The following is a 16,633-nucleotide window of genomic DNA, read 5'->3' on the forward strand; positions in this document are numbered from 1 at the left end:
GAGACCCACCGTGCGCACACCCACCCTCGCCGACCGCGCCCCGGCCGGCTCGGCGGCGCCGGCCGCACCCGCCGCCGCACCCCGCCCCGTGACCGAACCGCCCGCCGTCACCGGTGACTTCACCACCGACCGGGCGGCGGTCACCGCCTGCCTCGAGGCGGGCGTCGGCCGCATCGCCGACCTCGGGCCCCGCGCCGAACGCAGCGTCGCCGCCCAGCGGCACGCCGCCTCCGCCCACGAGGAACTCCACGACCTGCGCCGCCGGTTCCTGGCCGCCCACGCCGAACGCGTCTACACCGAACTCACCGACGGCCTCACCCGCTCCCTGCGCGTCGAGGACCTCACCGAGCGGGCCTCCCACGCCTTCCCCGGACTGGTGCCGACCCGCGAACAGCTCGCGGAGGAGTCCCGCCGGCTCCAGCGCAACAAGGAGGGCTGGGAGGTCGCCGTCGGCCTGTTCCTCCAGGCCGTGCTGAGCGTCCCGCGCACCGGCGACCATCTGCTGCGCGCCATGCTCCGCCCCACCGACCGCGCGCTGACCGCGCTCACCGACTTCCGGGTCACCGGCCGCGCCGACCTGGGCGTGGCCACCGTCACCCGGCGGGACGGCGTCGCCACCCTCGAACTGTGCAACGACGAGTTCCTCAACGCCGAGGACGACTGCGCGGTCGAGGCCCTGGAGACCGGCACCGACCTGGTGCTGCTGGACCCCGCCAGCCACGTCGGCGTGCTGCGCGGCGCACCCCAGACCCACCCCGCCTACGCGGGCCGCCGCGTGTTCAGCGCCGGCATCAACCTCACCCACCTCTACCACGGCGACATCTCCCTGCTGGGCTTCATGCTGCGCCGCGAGGCCGGCTACCTCGCCAAGTTCGTGCGCGGCCTGTGCCTGGACGACACCCACGGGGACGGCTGGTGGCCGGACGCCGACAAGCCCTGGGTGGGCGCCGTGGACGCCTTCGCCATCGGCGGCGGCATGCAGATCCTGCCCGTGATGGACCGGGTCGTCGCCGCCGAGGACGCCTGGTTCAGCCTGCCCGCCATGGAAGAAGGCCTGGTGCCGGGCCTGGCCAACCTGCGCCTGCTGCACCTGACCGGCTCCCGGTTCTCCCGCCGTCTGATCCTGTGGGGCCGCAAGCTGCGCGCCACCGACCCCGAGGCGGCCCTGATCGTCGACGAGACGGCGCCCGCCGACGCCATGGACACGGCCGTGGAACGCGCCGCCCAGCACCTCGACCACCCGGCCGTGGGGGCCAACCGGCGCATGCTCGCCCTCGCCGAGGAGCCCGCCGATCTCTTCCGGCGCTACCTGGCCCGCTACGCCTACGAGCAGGCGCGGCTGCTGCACAGCCCGGCGCTGATCGACACCCTGGAGCGCACCTGGATCGACCGGCGGAGGAAGGAGGCCGCATGACCGCGGTGCTCGACGCCCCCATGACAGCGCCGGCGCCGGCCGGCCTCCCGCGCGAGACGGCGCTCGCCCTGTACCGGGCCATGGTCCTCGGGCGTGCCTTCGACACCACCGCCACCACCTTCACCCGGCAGGGACGGCTCGCCGTCTACCCGTCCTCCCGCGGCCAGGAGGCGTGCCAGGTGGCGCCCGTCCTCGCCCTGCGCCCCACCGACTGGGTCTTCCCCACCTACCGCGAGAGCGTCGCCCTGCTCACCCGCGGCATCGCCCCCGTCGAGGTGCTCACCCTGTTCCGCGGCGACCGGCACTGCGGCTACGACCCGCGCGCCCACCGCGCCGCCCCGCAGTGCACCCCGCTGGCCACCCAGTGCCTGCACGCGGCCGGCCTCGCCGACGCCGCCCGCACCGCCGGCGACGACCTGGTCGCCCTCGCCTTCGTCGGCGACGGGGCCACCAGCGAAGGGGACTTCCACGAGGCGGTCAACTACGCCGCAGTGCGCCGGGCGCCCGTGGTGTTCCTCGTGCAGAACAACCAGTACGCCATCAGTGTGCCGCTGGCGAAGCAGACCGCGGCCCGCACGCTCGCCGACAAGGCGGCGGGCTACGGCGCGGCCGGGATGCGGGTGGACGGCAACGACGCCCCCGCCGTGCACCGGGCCGTCGCCGAGGCCGCCGAACGGGCCCGCGCCGGCGGCGGCCCCACCCTGGTGGAGGCCGTCACCTACCGCATGGAGGCCCACACCAACGCCGACGACGACACCCGCTACCGCCCGCGGGAGGAGATCGCCTCCTGGGCCCGGAAGGACCCCGTCGCCCGTCTGGAGCGCCTGCTGCTCGCCGACGGCACGCTGGACGAGGCGGCGGCCGCCGCCGTGGCGGACGAGGCCGACGGTCTCAGCCGCACGCTGCGCCGCGACTTCGAGACGCCGCCGACGTGTGATCCGGCGGAGATGTTCCGGCACGTCTACCGTCACCCGCCGCACCGGCTGCGCGCCCAGGCCGCCGCCCTGGCCGGCGAACTCGCCGGCGCAGCGGACGAGGAACGGGCGGACGGGGAACAGGAGGAGGGGTCATGACCGCGGGCACCGTGTCCGCCGCACCCCGGGGCGCGGCCGTCACCCTGGCCGGGGCGCTGAACTCGGCGCTGCGCGACGCCCTGCGCGCCGACGACGACGTCGTCGTCTTCGGCGAGGACGTCGCCGTCCTCGGCGGGGTGTTCCGCGTCACCGACGGCCTGGCCCGGGAGTTCGGCGACGACCGCTGCTTCGACACCCCGCTCGCCGAGTCCGCCATCGTCGGCACCGCGATCGGCATGGCGATGTACGGCCGGCGCCCCGTGATCGAGATGCAGTTCGACGCGTTCGCCTACCCGGCGTTCGAGCAACTCGTCAGCCACGTCGCGAAGTTCCGGGCCCGCACGCGCGGCGCCCTGCCGCTGCCGCTGACCGTGCGCATCCCCTACGGCGGCGGCATCGGGGGAGTGGAGCACCACAGCGACTCCTCCGAGGTGTACTACATGGCCACCCCCGGCCTGACCGTCGTCGCCCCGGCCACCGTCGCCGACGCCTACTCGATGCTCCGCCGCAGCATCGAGTCCGACGACCCGGTGATCTTCCTCGAACCCAAACGCCTCTACTGGCAGAAGGAGTCCGTCGGGCTGCCGGTGGACACCGGCCCCCTCGGCTGGGCCGCCGTACGCCGGAGCGGCACCGACGCCACCCTGATCGCGCACGGCCCCGCGGTGCCCGTCGCGCTCCAGGCCGCCGAGGCGGCGGCCGCCGACGGACTCAGCCTGGAGGTCGTCGACCTGCGCACGCTGGCCCCGTTCGACGAGGAGACGGTCTGCGCCAGCGTCCGCCGCACCGGCCGCGCCGTCGTCGTGCATGAGGCGCACGGCTTCGCCGGCCCCGGCGCCGAGGTGGCCGCGACGGTCACCGAGCGCTGCTTCTACCACCTGGAGGCGCCCGTCCTGCGGGTCACCGGGTACGACGTGCCCTACCCGCCCCCGCTCGTCGAGAGGCACTACCTGCCCGGCGTCGCGCGGATCCTGGACGCGGTCGGCCGGCTGGAGTGGCCGGCCCGCCGGACGGCCGCGGCATGAACGGCCCCTGGTACCGCTGCTTCGCACCCCGCCCCCGGGCCGCCGTCCGGCTGCTGTGCTTCCCCTACGGCGGCGGCTCCGCGAGCGCCTACCGCGACTGGCCCGCCCTGCTGCCCGGCAGCGTCGAGGTGCACGCCGCGCAGTACCCCGGGCACGCCGACCGCATCGCCGAACCCCTCCACACCGGCCTGCACGCGCTGGCCGACGCCGCGGCGGCCGACGCGGCGCCCCTCACCGGCGGCCCGTTCGCCCTCTACGGCCACAGCCTCGGCGCGCTCGTCGCCTACGAGGTGGCGCTCAGGCTCCAGGCGGCAGGCCGCGCCCCCGTCCGGCTCGTCGTCTCCGGCATGCCGCCGCCGCACCGTGTCCGCCCCGGCTCCGTCCACCGCGCCGACGACGCGGGACTGCTCGCCGAGCTGCGCCGCCTCGGCGGCCTGCCCGACGAGGTCCTGGCCCACCCCGACCTCCTCGACCTGGCCCTGCGCACGGCCCGCGCCGACTACGCCCTCGGGGAGACCTACCGGCAGCGGCACGGCCCCCGCCTGGCCGTGCCGGTGACCGTGCACCGGGCCGTCTCCGACCCCGAACTCACCGCAGGGGAGGCGTCCGCCTGGGCCGCCGTCACCGACGGGCCGGTACGCGAACGCACCTTCCCCGGCGGCCACTTCCACCTCCTGGACGACCCGGCCCCGGTGCTGCTCGACCTCGTCACCGACCTCGCCGCGGACGGCCGTCAGCGGCGCGTCAGCCCTCCGGCAGCACCGGTGGCCACAGTGGACCGGGACCGTTCCGCCCCGTCGCCGAACTCCGGGAGACCGACATGACCAACCCCTTCGAGGACCCCGAAGGCACCTACCTCGTCCTGGTCAACGACGAGGGCCAGCACTCGCTGTGGCCGTCCTTCGCCGAGGTGCCGGCCGGGTGGACCGTGGCGCTGCCGGCCACCGACCGGGACACCGCGCTCGCCCACATCACCGAGCACTGGACCGACATGCGGCCGGCGAGCCTGATCGACGCCATGAAGGGCACGGCGGCATGACCCCGGCCGCGGGCCTGCTGGACACGCCGGGCCGGGCCGCGCCCTCCCTTTCCACGGCCGGCCTGCACGCCAGCCTCAGCGACCCCGCGCTCACCTCGATGACCCTGCTCAACGAGATCACCGGCGCCTACCCGGACGCCGTGTCCTTCGCCGCGGGCAGGCCCTACGAGGAGTACTTCGACAGCGAGGCCCTCCACCGCCACCTGCGCCTGTTCACCCGGTACCTCGAGACCGAGCGGGGCATGGACCGGCGTCAGGTACGGCGCACCCTGTTCCAATACGGGGCGACCAAGGGGATCGTGGGCGACCTGATCGTCCGCCACCTCCTCCTCGACGAGGGCATCACCGCCGACGAGGCCGACGTCCTCGTCACCACCGGCTGCCAGGAGGCCATGGTCCTGGTGCTGCGCGCCCTGCGACGCGACGCACGCGACGTCGTCCTGGCGGCTGCGCCCACCTACGTCGGGTTCACCGGCGCGGCCCGGCTCACCGAGACCCGGGTGCTGCCCGTGCCCGAGGGCCCCGCCGGGCTCGACCCCGCCGCCGTGGGCCGCGCCGCCGACGAGGCACGCGCCGCCGGGCTGCGCCCCCGCGCCCTGTACGTCGTGCCCGACTTCTCCAACCCCGGCGGGGCCCGGATGCCCGAGGCGGCCCGCCGGGAGCTGCTGCGCGTCGCCGACGCGCACGACCTGCTGGTCGTCGAGGACAACCCGTACTCGATGTTCCACGACGGCTCGGGCCGGCCGCCGACCCTGAAGTCCCTGGACCGCTCCGGCCGCGTGGTCTACATCGGCTCCTTCGCCAAGACCGCCTACCCGGGCGCGCGGATCGGTTACGTCGTCGCCGGACAGCAGGTGGCCGAGGGCGGCACGCTCACCGACCAGCTCGCCAAGCTCAAGAGCATGCTCACCCTCAACACCTCGAGCGTCGCGCAGGCCGCGATCGGCGGACTCCTGCTGGAGAACGGGTGCAGCATGGAGCGCGCCTGCGCCCGCGAGGCCGCCGTCTACCGCCGCAACCTGCGCGCCGTGCTCGACGGGCTGGCGGCACGCTTCCCGCGCGGCGGCCCGGTCGGCTGGAACGCACCCGAGGGAGGGCTGTTCGCCGTGGTCACCGTGCCGTTCACCGCGGACGAGGCCGCCCTGGAGGAGTCGGCCGAGCGGTTCGGCGTGCTGTGGACGCCGATGTACCACTTCTACGCCGGCTCCGGCGGCCTGAACCAGATCCGGCTCTCCTTCAGCGTCCTGACGGAGACCGACATCGCCGAGGGACTCGACCGTCTCCGGGCCTTCGTCGCCGCCCGCACCCCGTAGCGGGCGCACGAAACCCCACGTCAGCTCCCCGTCAGCACCGCGCCAGAGCAGCCCGGCACGCTCGCCACCGGATGCGCACACCCGGGCAGAGGCCTCGGATCCGACCCAGGAGACCCCCGATGACCAAGCTCCACCCGCCGGGCGAGCAGCCCTCCGCGACCGCCGGACGCGGGACGGACCGGGCACGGCCGCTGCCGCTGACCGAGGACCAGCTGGGACTGCTGCTCCAGCACCGCGCCGACCCCGGAGCCTCGCCCTACAACGTGCCGCTCGCCGTCGACCTCACCGGCCCGCTCGACGCGACCGCCCTGGAGTCCGCCCTCGCCCGGCTCGTCGCCCGCCACCCCCTGCTGTCCGCGCGGGTCGTCGACGACGCGTACGGCGACGGCCTGCCCGCCCTCGACCTCGATCCCGGACGCGCCCCCCGGCTGGAGCGGCGCACCGCGAGCACCGGCCCGGACGGCGTCTGGCCCGCCGAGGCCGTGACCGCCGAGGCCCGCCGGGAGCTGGACCTGGAGCGCGACGGCGTCCTGCGCGCCGTGCTGGTGGCGCACGGCCCCGGCCACCACACCCTCCTGCTCGTCGTGCACCACCTCGCCGTCGACGGCGAGTCCACCGGCATCCTCCTCGCCGACCTGCTCGCCGCCTACGTCCACGGCGAGGTGCCGGGACCCGCCCCCGAGGCGGGCTTCGACGCCTATGCCGCCGACCGCGCCGCCGAGGCCGCCGCCGCCACCGGGACCGCCGAGGCGTACTGGCGGGAGCGGCTCGACGGGGCCGACCTCACCGTCGACTTCCCCCTCGACGTCCCCGGCGGCGACGGCGGCGACGGCGCCCCGCGCGAGGCGGCCGTCCCCCTGGAACTGGACACCGGCGCCTGGGACCGGATCCGCGCCTTCTCCCGCGCCCACCGCGCCGGCGCCGCCGCCGTCCTGCTCGCCGCCTACCTCAAGGCCCTGACCACCTACGGCCGTCAGGACGCCCCCACCGTCGGCGTGCCGCTCGGCGCCCGCACCGACCCCCGCTTCGACCGCACCGTCGGCTACTTCGTCCGCACCCTGCTGGTCCGCGCCCCGCAGCCCGCCCCCGAGCTGACCGCGGCCGGCTACGTCACCGCCGTGCAGCGGGAACTCGCCCGCGCCGTCGACCACTCCGGGCTGCCGTTCCCGAGGATCGCGGCACTCGCGCCCGACGGAGCCGGCCCGTCGGTGTTCAACTGCACCTTCGTACTGCACAGCTGGGCCGAGGCCGGCGCCGCCGCCACCGACGGCGTCGCCCTGCGCGACGGCCTGCGCGCCCACTGGCGCCAGGACGTGCACACCCCCGGCCTCGGCCTGCTCACCCTGGAGCTGTACGAGGGGGAGGGCCGGCTGCACGGCCGGCTCAAGTACGACGCGACCCGCCTGGAGCCGGCGACGGCCGAGGCGTTCACCGAGCACGTCGCCACGCTCGCCGCCCAGCTCGTCGCCGAACCCGAGCGGCCCGTCGGCGCGCTGGACGGCATCGGCCCGCGCGCCCGCGCCACACTGGACTTCCTCAACGCGACCGACCACCCGGTCCCCGACACCGACATCGACACCCTGCTGCGCGAGCGCGCCGCCGACCGCGGCGACGCCACCGCGGTCGAGGCCGACGGCCTGCGCTGGAGCTACCGCGAACTGGACGCCCGGATCGACGCGTTCGCCGCCGGCCTGGAACAGGCGGGCGTACGGCCCGGCGACCGGGTGGGCGTCCTGCTGCCGCGCAGCGCCGACGCGGTCGCCGCGATGCTCGCGGTGCTGCGCACCGGGGCCGCCTACGTCCCGCTGGACGCCGCCCATCCCGAGGCGCGCCGCCGCCACATCGCCGACAGCAGCGGCATGCGGCTCGCCCTGGTCGACCCCGCCACGGCCGACGCCTGCCCGCCCGGACCCCGCCGGGTCCTCCTCGCCGGCCTCGCGGTGCCCGGCGGCCGCGCCGCACTGCCCGGACCGTCCGGCGCCGACGCCCTGCACGTGCTGTACACCTCCGGTTCCACCGGCCTGCCCAAGGGCGTCCAGCTCAGCCACCGCGCCCTGGTCACCGACGTCCTGGCCGCGATCCGGCACTTCGGCCTCGGACCCGAGGACGCCGTGCTGCTCAAGGCGCCCTTCACCTTCGACGTCAGCGCCCACGAGATGCTCGTCGCCCTGGTGTCCGGCGCCCGCCTGGTCGTCGCCCCGCCGGACGCCGAGCGCGACCCCGACCTGCTCGCCGAGACCCTGGACCGGCACGGGGTGACCCTGCTGCACGCCGTGCCGTCCCAGCTGCGGCTGCTGCTGGAGGCCGACACGTTCGGCGCCAACCGCACCCTGCGCACCGTGGTGTCCACCGGGGAGTCGCTGCCCAACGAGCTGCGCGCCGCCTTCGAGGCCGCGCACCCGGCACGGCTGCACAACGCCTACGGACCGACCGAGACGTCGTACTCGACGGTGTTCTCCTGGAGCCGCGGCGACCAGGCCTTCTGGACCCGGCGGGCCGAGGTGCCGATCGGCGTGCCCTTCGACAACATCCGCTGCTACGTCCTCGACGACGAGCTGCGCCCGCTGCCCCCGGGCGCCCCCGGCGAGCTGTGGATCGGCGGCGGCACGGTCTCCGACGGCTACGTCGGGGACCCGGGGCGCACCGCGGAGCGCTACCGCACGCTCCGGCTCGGCGACCGCACGGACACCGTCTACCGCACCGGCGACCTGGTGCGGCTGCTGCCCGGCGGCACGCTCACCCACCTGGGCCGCCTCGACGACCAGGTGAAGGTCAACGGCAACCGCGTGGAACTCGGCGAGGTCAGGGCCGCCCTCGTGGCGCTGCCCGACGTGCGTGACGCCGCCGTCCAGGCGGTCCGGCACGCGCACGGCAGCCTCCAGATCGTCGCCCATGTGGTGACCGGCGCCCCGGCCGCCGCCCTGCGCGCCGCTCTGGCGTCCCGGCTGCCCTCCCACATGATCCCGGCGCACCTCCACCCGGTGCCGCACATCCCTCTGCTGCCCAACGGCAAGACCGACCGCCGCGCCCTGGCGGCCCTCACCTCCGGCGGACAGCCCGACGCGACCGCCCCGGCGGACACGCCCGCGCACGACCGCGACGACGCCGCACCCGCCCCCGCGGAGGAGCCCCCCGCACCCGCCCCCACCCCGCCCTCCGCCGACGCCCTGCGGGCCGTGCGCACCGTGTGGGCCGACCTCCTGGGCGAGGCGGCCGACGACGCCCAGTTCTTCGAGGCGGGCGGCGACTCCATCCTCGCCATGCAGATGGTGTCGCGGCTGCGCCGCGAGGGGTTCTCCCTCGCCCTGCGCGACGTCTACCGCCACCCCGTCCTCGCCGGCCTCGCCACCCGCCTCGGCGGCGGCACGGAGCAGTCCGGACAGGACGACGCCGGGACCGGCCGCACGGCGCCGCCCCCGCCCGCCGGACGGGCCGCCCCGCTCGCCCCGGTCCAGGCCTGGTTCTTCCGGCACATCAGGACCGACCGGCACCAGTGGAACCAGTCGGTGCTGCTGGAGCTGAACCACGCCGTCGACCCCACGACCCTGCGCCTGGCCCTGCAGGCGGTGGTTGCCGCGCACCCGGCGCTGTCCGCGCGGTTCGCCCCCGACCCCGACGGCGACGCCTCCGACCCCTCCGCCCGCCTGATGACCGCCGCCGAACCCTTCGCCGCGTACCCGCCGCAGGAGGTCCTGTGGGAGCGGGACATCGCCGAGGAGGCCGACTTCGACCGCGCCCTGGAGGACGCCGAGCGCAGCCTCGACCCGCTCGAGGGCGTCCATGTGCGCGCCGTGCTGGTGCGCGACCGGCGTGCGCCGTCCGCGCCCGCCCACCTGCTGATCGCCGTGCACCACCTGGTCGTCGACGGCGTCTCCTGGCGCGTCCTGCTCGAGGACCTGGAGCACGCCCTGACCGCCCTGGCCGGCGGCGTCCTGCCCGCGCTGCCCCCCGAGGCCTGCCGGTACGAGGACTGGGTGGGCTCGCTGCCCGCCGTCGCGGCCCGCGAGGGCGAGGCGGACCACTGGCGCGGTGTCGCCGCCGCCCGGGAGTCGGCGCACACCCTGCTGCTCACCGCGCCCGCACCGGACGAGGAGCACATCCGCCGCGTCGAGTTCTCCCTCGACCCCGAGGCCACCGCCCGCCTGATCGGCCCGCTGCCCGCCCGTCTGGGCCTGGAGGTGCACCAGGTCATGACCGGCGCCTTCGCGCAGGCCCTGGCCCGCTGGCGGGGCACCCGCACGGTGACCTTCGACGTGGAGACCCACGGCCGGCACGGCCGCGACGACCTGTTCCGCACCGTCGGCTGGTTCACCTCCATCCACCCGCTGGTGCTCGGCGCCGACCGTGCGCTGCCGCCCGACCGCTACCTGGCCGCGGTGGGCGGCGACCTGACGGCGGTGCCCGACGGCGGGGTCGGCTTCGGCGCCTGCCGCGAGTTCTCCCCGGACGCCTCCCTGCGCACCCTGCTGCGCGAACTGCCGCCGGCCCTCGTCTGCTTCAACTACTACGGGCAGGCCGACCAGCTGAGCCCGTCCGGCGGCTTCACCATGTCCCCGCGCCCCATCCCGCGCGAACACTCCGCCCGCTGCGAGCGGGTGTACGGCGTCGAGGTGTACGGGATCGTCCACGGCGGCCGGCTGCGCATGGGCCTGACCTGGGTGCCGAGCCCGGCCGACGGCGTGGACGAGGCCGGGGTGGACGCGCTCGTGGCCCAGATGGCCTGGGTGCTGGCCACGCTCGCCGGCGCCGACCCGGCGACCGTCGTCCCCGCCGAGATCGGGGCGCCGGGCACCGGCTCCCGGCCCCGCCCCGCCGCCCTCCCCGCCCCGGCGCGGCCCGGCGCGGAGGACGGGCGGCCGGTCACCGTGCCGGTCACCCCGCAACAGCACGGCCTGCTCCTCGACGCGCTCGCCCACCGCGGCACCGGCCGGTACGTGGAGCAGCTGTTCTGGCGCTGGCACGGGCCCCTGGACACCGACCGGTTCACGGCCGCCTGGCAGTCGGTCTTCGACCGGGAGACCGTGCTGCGCGCGGCCTTCGACTGGGAGGCCGAGCCCTGCCTGGTCCTGCACGAGCACGTCCGCGCCGAGGTGGTGCGGCACCCGGCCGGCTCGGTGGACTTCGAGGAACTGCGGGAACGGGACCGGCTGCGCGGCTTCGACCTGCGCGGCCCCGGCCTGCTGCGGGTCAACGTGCTCGACGAGGCGGACCCCGGGGACGGCGGCCCGGAGCGCGCGCGGATCCTCCTCACCTTCCACCACGTGCTGCTGGACGGCTGGAGCGTGTCCGTGCTGCTCCAGGAGTTCTACCGCGCCTACCTCGCCGGCGGTCTGCTGCCGGGCGGCGAACGGCGCCCCGACGTCCGAGACTACGCGCGCTGGCTGGCCGGGCAGGACACCGCGCCGGCCCGGGAGTTCTGGTCCTCCGCCGTCCCCGACGCCACCCCGCTGGTGCGCCCCGCCGTCCCCGGCCCGCCGACCGGTCTGGCGGGGTCCGGCCGCGCGGAGGTGCGCATCGCCGCCGCACAGGCCGACCGGCTGCGGTCCTGGGCGGCGTCCTCCGCGGCCACCGAGTCCACCGCGCTCCAGGCGGTGTGGGCGCTGCTGCTCTACCGGGCGGGCGTCACCTCCGGGTCCGCCCCGGTCGGCTTCGGCGTCACCGTCTCGGGCCGCGGCATCCCCCTGGACTCCGTGGAGCGGCTGCCCGGGCTGCTGATGAACTCGCTGCCCATGACCGTCCGGGTCGACCCGGACGCGGCCGTGACCCGGCTGCTGACCGAACTGCGCGACCACGCCCTCGACATGGCCGCCTACGAGTGGGTGTCCACCGGGCAGATCCACCAGTGGAGCGGACGCCGCCCCGACGAGAAGCTCGTCGAGAGCCTCATCGTCTTCGAGAACTACCCCCGCGGCTCCGACGACCTGCGCACCGCCCTGGCCGCGCAGGGCATCAAGGTCGAACTGCCCGACGCGGCCGGCTCGCAGACCGCGTTCCCGGTCACACTGCTCGCCTACCGGGACGTCGACGGCAGCCTGGTCCTGGCCGCGGTCCACGACCGCGCCCGCCTCGCCGACGAGGAGGCGGCACGGCTGGTCGGCCAGTGCGCCCGGCTGCTGCGCGAACTGCCCGATCTGGCCGGCGGTGCGGCGACCGTGACCGACGTGCTGGCCGCCCTCGACGACGACCCGCCGGTGCGGATGGCCGACGCGCCCCGGCCGGACGGCGCCGGCGACGACGCCCCCGCCTGGCCCGACGGCCCCGAGGCCGGCCTGGTCAAGGAGGCCTGGCAGACGGTGTTCGGCACCGCCGACGTCGCCCCCGGCACCCACTTCTTCGACGCCGGCGGGCACTCCCTGCTCGCCGTGCGCCTGCTGCGCGAGCTGGCCCGGCGCACCGGGCGGACCCTGCGCCTGGACGACCTGCTCGCCCACCCCCGCGCCGCCCAGCTGGCCGCGCTGCTGGCCGGACCGGCGCCCGAGGACGGCACGGACGGAGCCGCCTCCGTCCTCGTCCCGCTGCGCCCGGCCGGCCACCCCGGCGCCGGCACGCTCTACCTCGTCCACCCGCCCGGCGGCCAGGTCGCCTGCTACGCGCAGCTCGCCCGCGAGTACACCGGCCCGCACGCCCTCGTCGGCATCCGCGACCCCCGGACCGAGGACCCCGAGCCGGAGTACCGGTCCGTGGAGCAGCTCGCCGAACGGTACGTGGAGGCGCTGCGCCCCGCCCTGGAGCGGGGGGAGCGCATCGTGCTGGGCGGCTTCTCGGGCGGCGGCGTCCTCGCCTACGAGATGGCCCGCCTGATCGGCGCCGCCGGCGGCAGACCGCCGCTGGTGGTGATGGTCGACGCGGGCGCCCCCGACGGCGACCTCACCGACGCCGACGCCGAGGGCTCCTTCGCCCGGCAGCTCAGGGAGGTCGCCGAAGGACGGACAGCGGCCTCCGCCGGCCCGGAGCCCTCCAACCCCGCCGCCGAACCCGACGGCGCCGCCGGCTACCTCGCCGAACTCGCGCAGATCGCCGACTGGATGCGCGGCGACGGCGGCGGCGACCCGGTGGAGCTGATGCGCGTCAGCGTCGAGGCCGTCCAGCGCTACCGCCCCCGCCCCGCCCCGGGCCCGGTCGTGGTGCTCCGGGCCGGCGACACCGGCTTCGGCAAGGGCGCCTCCTACGACGAGAGCGACCGCTTCCACCACCGCCCCGGCCTCGGCTGGGAGGACCACGTCGACGACCTCGTCATCCGCGTCGTCCCCGGCAACCACGTGACCATGCTGACCGGCGACAACGTCCGCGGCCTCGCCCGGATCCTGGCGTCCGCGCTCACGAACTGACCCGAGGAGAGCACCCACCATGACCACCCCGCGCCGGCGCCGCATCACCCTGGCCGGCATCATCGACGGGCCGGGCGGCCATGTGGCGGCCTGGCGTCATCCGGCCACCCAGGCGGACGCCCAGCTCGACCTCGCCTTCCACCGTCGCAACGCCCGGACCCTCGAACGCGGGCTGTTCGACGCGGTGTTCATCGCCGACATCGTCGCCGTGTGGGGCACCCGCCTGGACTCCCTGTGCCGCACCTCGCGCACCGAGCACTTCGAGCCGCTGACCCTGCTCGCCGCGTACGCCGCCGCCACCGAGCACATCGGACTGTGCGCCACGGCCACCACCACCTACAACGAACCCGCCCACGTCGCCCGCCGGTTCGCCTCCCTGGACCACCTCAGCGGCGGCCGGGCCGGCTGGAACGTCGTCACCTCGGCCGCACCCTGGGAGTCCGTCAACTTCGGCTTCCCGGAGCACCTGGAGCACGGCCTGCGCTACGCCCGCGCCGAGGAGTTCATCGACGTCGTCCAGCGGCTGTGGGACTCGGGGGAGCGCTTCACCGGCCACCGCGGCGAGCACTTCGACGTCTCCCGCCCGCTGGGGCTGGAACGCCCGCCGCAGGGCCGTCCGGTGATCATCCAGGCCGGCTCCTCCCCGGTGGGGCGCGAGTTCGCGGCCCGCCACGCCGAGGTGATCTTCACGCGGCACAACACCCTGTCCGACGCCCAGGACTTCTACGCCGACCTCAAGAAGCGCGCCGCCGGGCACGGCCGGGACCCGGAGAAGATCCTGGTCTGGCCGACCCTGGCGCCCATCGTCGCGGCCACCGAGACCGAGGCCCGGCAGCGTCTCGCGGAACTGCAGGACCTCACCCACGACCACGTGGCCCTGCGCACCCTGCAGGACTTCCTCGGCGACGTCGACCTGAGCGCGTACCCGATCGACGGGCCCGTCCCCGACATCCCGTACACCAACCAGTCCCAGTCGACGACCGAACGCCTCGTCGGCCTGGCCCGGCGCGAGAACCTGAGCATCCGGCAGCTCGCGCTGCGCCTGATGGGCGACATCGTCGCCGGCACGCCGGAGCAGATCGCCGACCACATGGAGAGCTGGTTCACCGGGCGCGGCGCGGACGGCTTCAACATTGACTTCCCCTATCTGCCGGGATCCGCCGACGACTTCGTCGACCACGTGATCCCCGAGCTGCAGCGCCGGGGCCTGTACCGCACCTCCTACGAGGGCGGCACGCTGCGCGAGAACCTCGGCACCGAACCGTCCACGACGACCACCGAGGCAGGTGCCGCCGCATGACCGCCCCGCTCCTGATCGGCCGGACAGCCGCCCACAGCCGCACCGCCCCGCCCACGCTCGGGGACGTGCTGCGACGCGTACGGGCCGCGGAGACCGCCGGGTTCGACGCCGTCGTCCTCGACGACGGGGCCGCCGCCGACGGCACCCGGGCCCGCTTCGAGGCGACCACCCTGGCCGCCGCGGTCGCCGCCGCCACCGACCGGATCGGCCTGATCGTCGCCCCGCTCCCCGCCGACCAGGCCCCGTACCACGTGGCCCGCATCACCGCCTCCCTTGACCACCTCGCCCGCGGGCGCACCGGCTGGCTGGCGGGACCCGCCGACGCGGACGGCCGCACCGCCGAACTGATCGAGGTCGCCCGCGGGCTGTGGGACAGCTTCGACGACGACGCGTTCGTGCACGACCGTGCCGACGGCCTGTACTGGCGGCCGGACGGCATCCACCGCCTCGACCACAAGGGCCGCCACTTCGACGTGGCGGGCCCGCTGAACGTCGCCCGCCCGCCCCAGGGCCACCCGGTCGTGGCCGTCACCGACCCCGCGCTGGCCGGCCACGCCGACCTGGTGCTGCTGGGCGCAGGACACGACGCCGGCACCGTCCAGGACGTGCGGCGCCGAGCCCCCGGCGTCAAGGCGCTGTGCGCGCTGCCGCCCGGCGCCGACCCGCACGCCCTGCTCGCCGGCAGCGGGGCCGACGGCCTCGTCGTGGACATCACCGCCCCCGACGACCCCTCGCTGGCGCTGCCCCGCGACCTGGGCGTCTCCGGCCGCGCCGCCGCCGAGGGCGCCACCCTGCGCGCCCGGCTCGGCCTGGCCCGCCCGGCGAGCCGCCACGCCCGCACCGCCGCAGCCTGACCGCCCGGCCCCGAGCCCCGGCCCCGAGCCCCCAGCCCCGAGCCCTCAGCCCCTGGAGAGTCATGTCCCGTCGCCTGTTCACCTCGGAGTCCGTCACCGAGGGCCACCCCGACAAGATCGCCGACCGGATCAGCGACACCGTCCTCGACGCGCTGCTGCGCGAGGACCCCGCCTCCCGCGTCGCCGTCGAAACCCTGATCACCACCGGCCAGGTGCACGTGGCCGGCGAGGTCACCACCACGGCGTACGCGGACATCGCGACGCTGGTGCGCGAGACGATCCTGGAGATCGGCTACGACTCCTCCGCCAAGGGCTTCGACGGCGCCTCCTGCGGCGTGTCGGTGTCCATCGGCGCGCAGTCCCCGGACATCGCCCAGGGCGTCGACACGGCCTACGAGACCCGGGTCGAGGGCGACGACGACGAGCTGGACCGGCAGGGCGCCGGCGACCAGGGCATCATGTTCGGCTACGCGACCGACGAGACGCCGACGCTGATGCCGCTGCCGATCGACCTGGCGCACCGCCTGTCGCGGCGTCTCACCGAGGTCCGCAGGGACGGCACCGTGCCGTACCTGCGGCCCGACGGGAAGACCCAGGTCACCGTCGAGTACCTGGGCAGCCGTCCCGTCCGTCTGGACACGGTCGTCGTCTCCACGCAGCACGCGAGCGACATCGACCTCGAGGGTCTCCTGACGCCCGACATCCGCGAGCACGTCGTCGAGCAGGTCCTCGCCCGCCTCGCCGACGACGGCATCAAGCTGGAGACGGACGACTACCGGCTGCTGGTCAACCCCACCGGACGGTTCGAGATCGGCGGCCCCATGGGCGACGCCGGCCTCACCGGCCGGAAGATCATCATCGACACCTACGGCGGCATGGCCCGCCACGGCGGCGGCGCGTTCTCCGGCAAGGACCCCTCCAAGGTGGACCGTTCCGCCGCGTACGCGATGCGCTGGGTCGCCAAGAACGTCGTCGCCGCGGGTCTGGCCTCCCGGTGCGAGGTGCAGGTCGCCTACGCGATCGGCAAGGCCGAGCCGGTGGGCCTGTTCGTGGAGACCTTCGGCACCGCCAAGGTCGCCCAGGAACGCATCGAGCAGGCCATCGACGAGGTCTTCGACCTGCGCCCGGCCGCCATCGTCCGGGATCTCGACCTGCTGCGGCCGGTCTACGCCCAGACCGCCGCCTACGGCCACTTCGGCCGCGAACTGCCGGACTTCACCTGGGAGCGCACCGACCGCGCCGCCCAGCTCAAGGCCGCGGCCGGACTCTGAGCCGGACCGCCGAGCT

Annotated in this window: 10 protein-coding genes; all 10 read left to right on the forward strand. The window is 75.8% G+C overall.

The window, feature by feature from the left end; translation table 11 throughout:
* Window positions 1-10: 10 nt before the first annotated feature.
* The 10 genes from ACP7TJ_RS32570 (at window position 11) to metK (ending at window position 16,617) form a co-directional block, all read left to right on the forward strand.
* Entirely contained in the window at window positions 11-1,414 is a 1,404-nt protein-coding gene (locus ACP7TJ_RS32570; RefSeq protein WP_427767684.1) for an enoyl-CoA hydratase/isomerase family protein, read from the forward strand.
* Window positions 1,411-2,487, forward strand: a complete 1,077-nt coding sequence (locus ACP7TJ_RS32575; protein WP_427767687.1) for a thiamine pyrophosphate-dependent enzyme — start codon at window positions 1,411-1,413, stop codon at window positions 2,485-2,487. Before ACP7TJ_RS32570 ends, ACP7TJ_RS32575 begins: the two co-directional genes overlap by 4 nt.
* On the forward strand, window positions 2,484-3,512 hold the full coding sequence (locus ACP7TJ_RS32580) for an alpha-ketoacid dehydrogenase subunit beta (RefSeq protein ID WP_167743307.1): 1,029 nt from the start codon (window positions 2,484-2,486) through the stop codon (window positions 3,510-3,512). The genes ACP7TJ_RS32575 and ACP7TJ_RS32580 overlap by 4 nt, the downstream gene beginning before the upstream one ends.
* Window positions 3,509-4,336, forward strand: a complete 828-nt coding sequence (locus tag ACP7TJ_RS32585) for a thioesterase II family protein (RefSeq protein ID WP_167743308.1) — start codon at window positions 3,509-3,511, stop codon at window positions 4,334-4,336. The genes ACP7TJ_RS32580 and ACP7TJ_RS32585 overlap by 4 nt, the downstream gene beginning before the upstream one ends.
* Entirely contained in the window at window positions 4,333-4,551 is a 219-nt protein-coding gene (locus ACP7TJ_RS32590) for an MbtH family protein (RefSeq protein WP_093769431.1), read from the forward strand. The genes ACP7TJ_RS32585 and ACP7TJ_RS32590 overlap by 4 nt, the downstream gene beginning before the upstream one ends.
* Window positions 4,548-5,864, forward strand: coding sequence for a PLP-dependent aminotransferase family protein (locus ACP7TJ_RS32595; RefSeq protein ID WP_189912808.1), 1,317 nt, complete (start codon window positions 4,548-4,550; stop codon window positions 5,862-5,864). Before ACP7TJ_RS32590 ends, ACP7TJ_RS32595 begins: the two co-directional genes overlap by 4 nt.
* Before the next feature lie 119 nt (window positions 5,865-5,983).
* Window positions 5,984-13,192 carry an amino acid adenylation domain-containing protein gene (locus ACP7TJ_RS32600; RefSeq protein WP_427767692.1) on the forward strand — a complete coding sequence of 2,403 codons (7,209 nt, stop codon included), beginning with the start codon at window positions 5,984-5,986 and terminating at the stop codon, window positions 13,190-13,192.
* Between the two features lie 19 nt (window positions 13,193-13,211).
* Window positions 13,212-14,492: an LLM class flavin-dependent oxidoreductase gene (locus ACP7TJ_RS32605; RefSeq protein WP_228916366.1), complete on the forward strand. Its 1,281-nt coding sequence runs from the start codon at window positions 13,212-13,214 to the stop codon at window positions 14,490-14,492.
* Window positions 14,489-15,346, forward strand: a complete 858-nt coding sequence (locus ACP7TJ_RS32610) for an LLM class flavin-dependent oxidoreductase (RefSeq protein WP_401409126.1) — start codon at window positions 14,489-14,491, stop codon at window positions 15,344-15,346. The genes ACP7TJ_RS32605 and ACP7TJ_RS32610 overlap by 4 nt, the downstream gene beginning before the upstream one ends.
* A gap of 62 nt (window positions 15,347-15,408) precedes the next feature.
* On the forward strand, window positions 15,409-16,617 hold the full coding sequence (gene metK, locus ACP7TJ_RS32615) for a methionine adenosyltransferase (RefSeq protein ID WP_093769053.1): 1,209 nt from the start codon (window positions 15,409-15,411) through the stop codon (window positions 16,615-16,617).
* The last annotated feature ends 16 nt before the right edge of the window (window positions 16,618-16,633 follow it).

Origin of the sequence: Streptomyces sp. DSM 41931, from assembly GCF_050271085.1 — a bacterium.
In the GTDB taxonomy this organism is placed as follows: Bacteria; Actinomycetota; Actinomycetes; order Streptomycetales; family Streptomycetaceae; genus Streptomyces; species Streptomyces albogriseolus.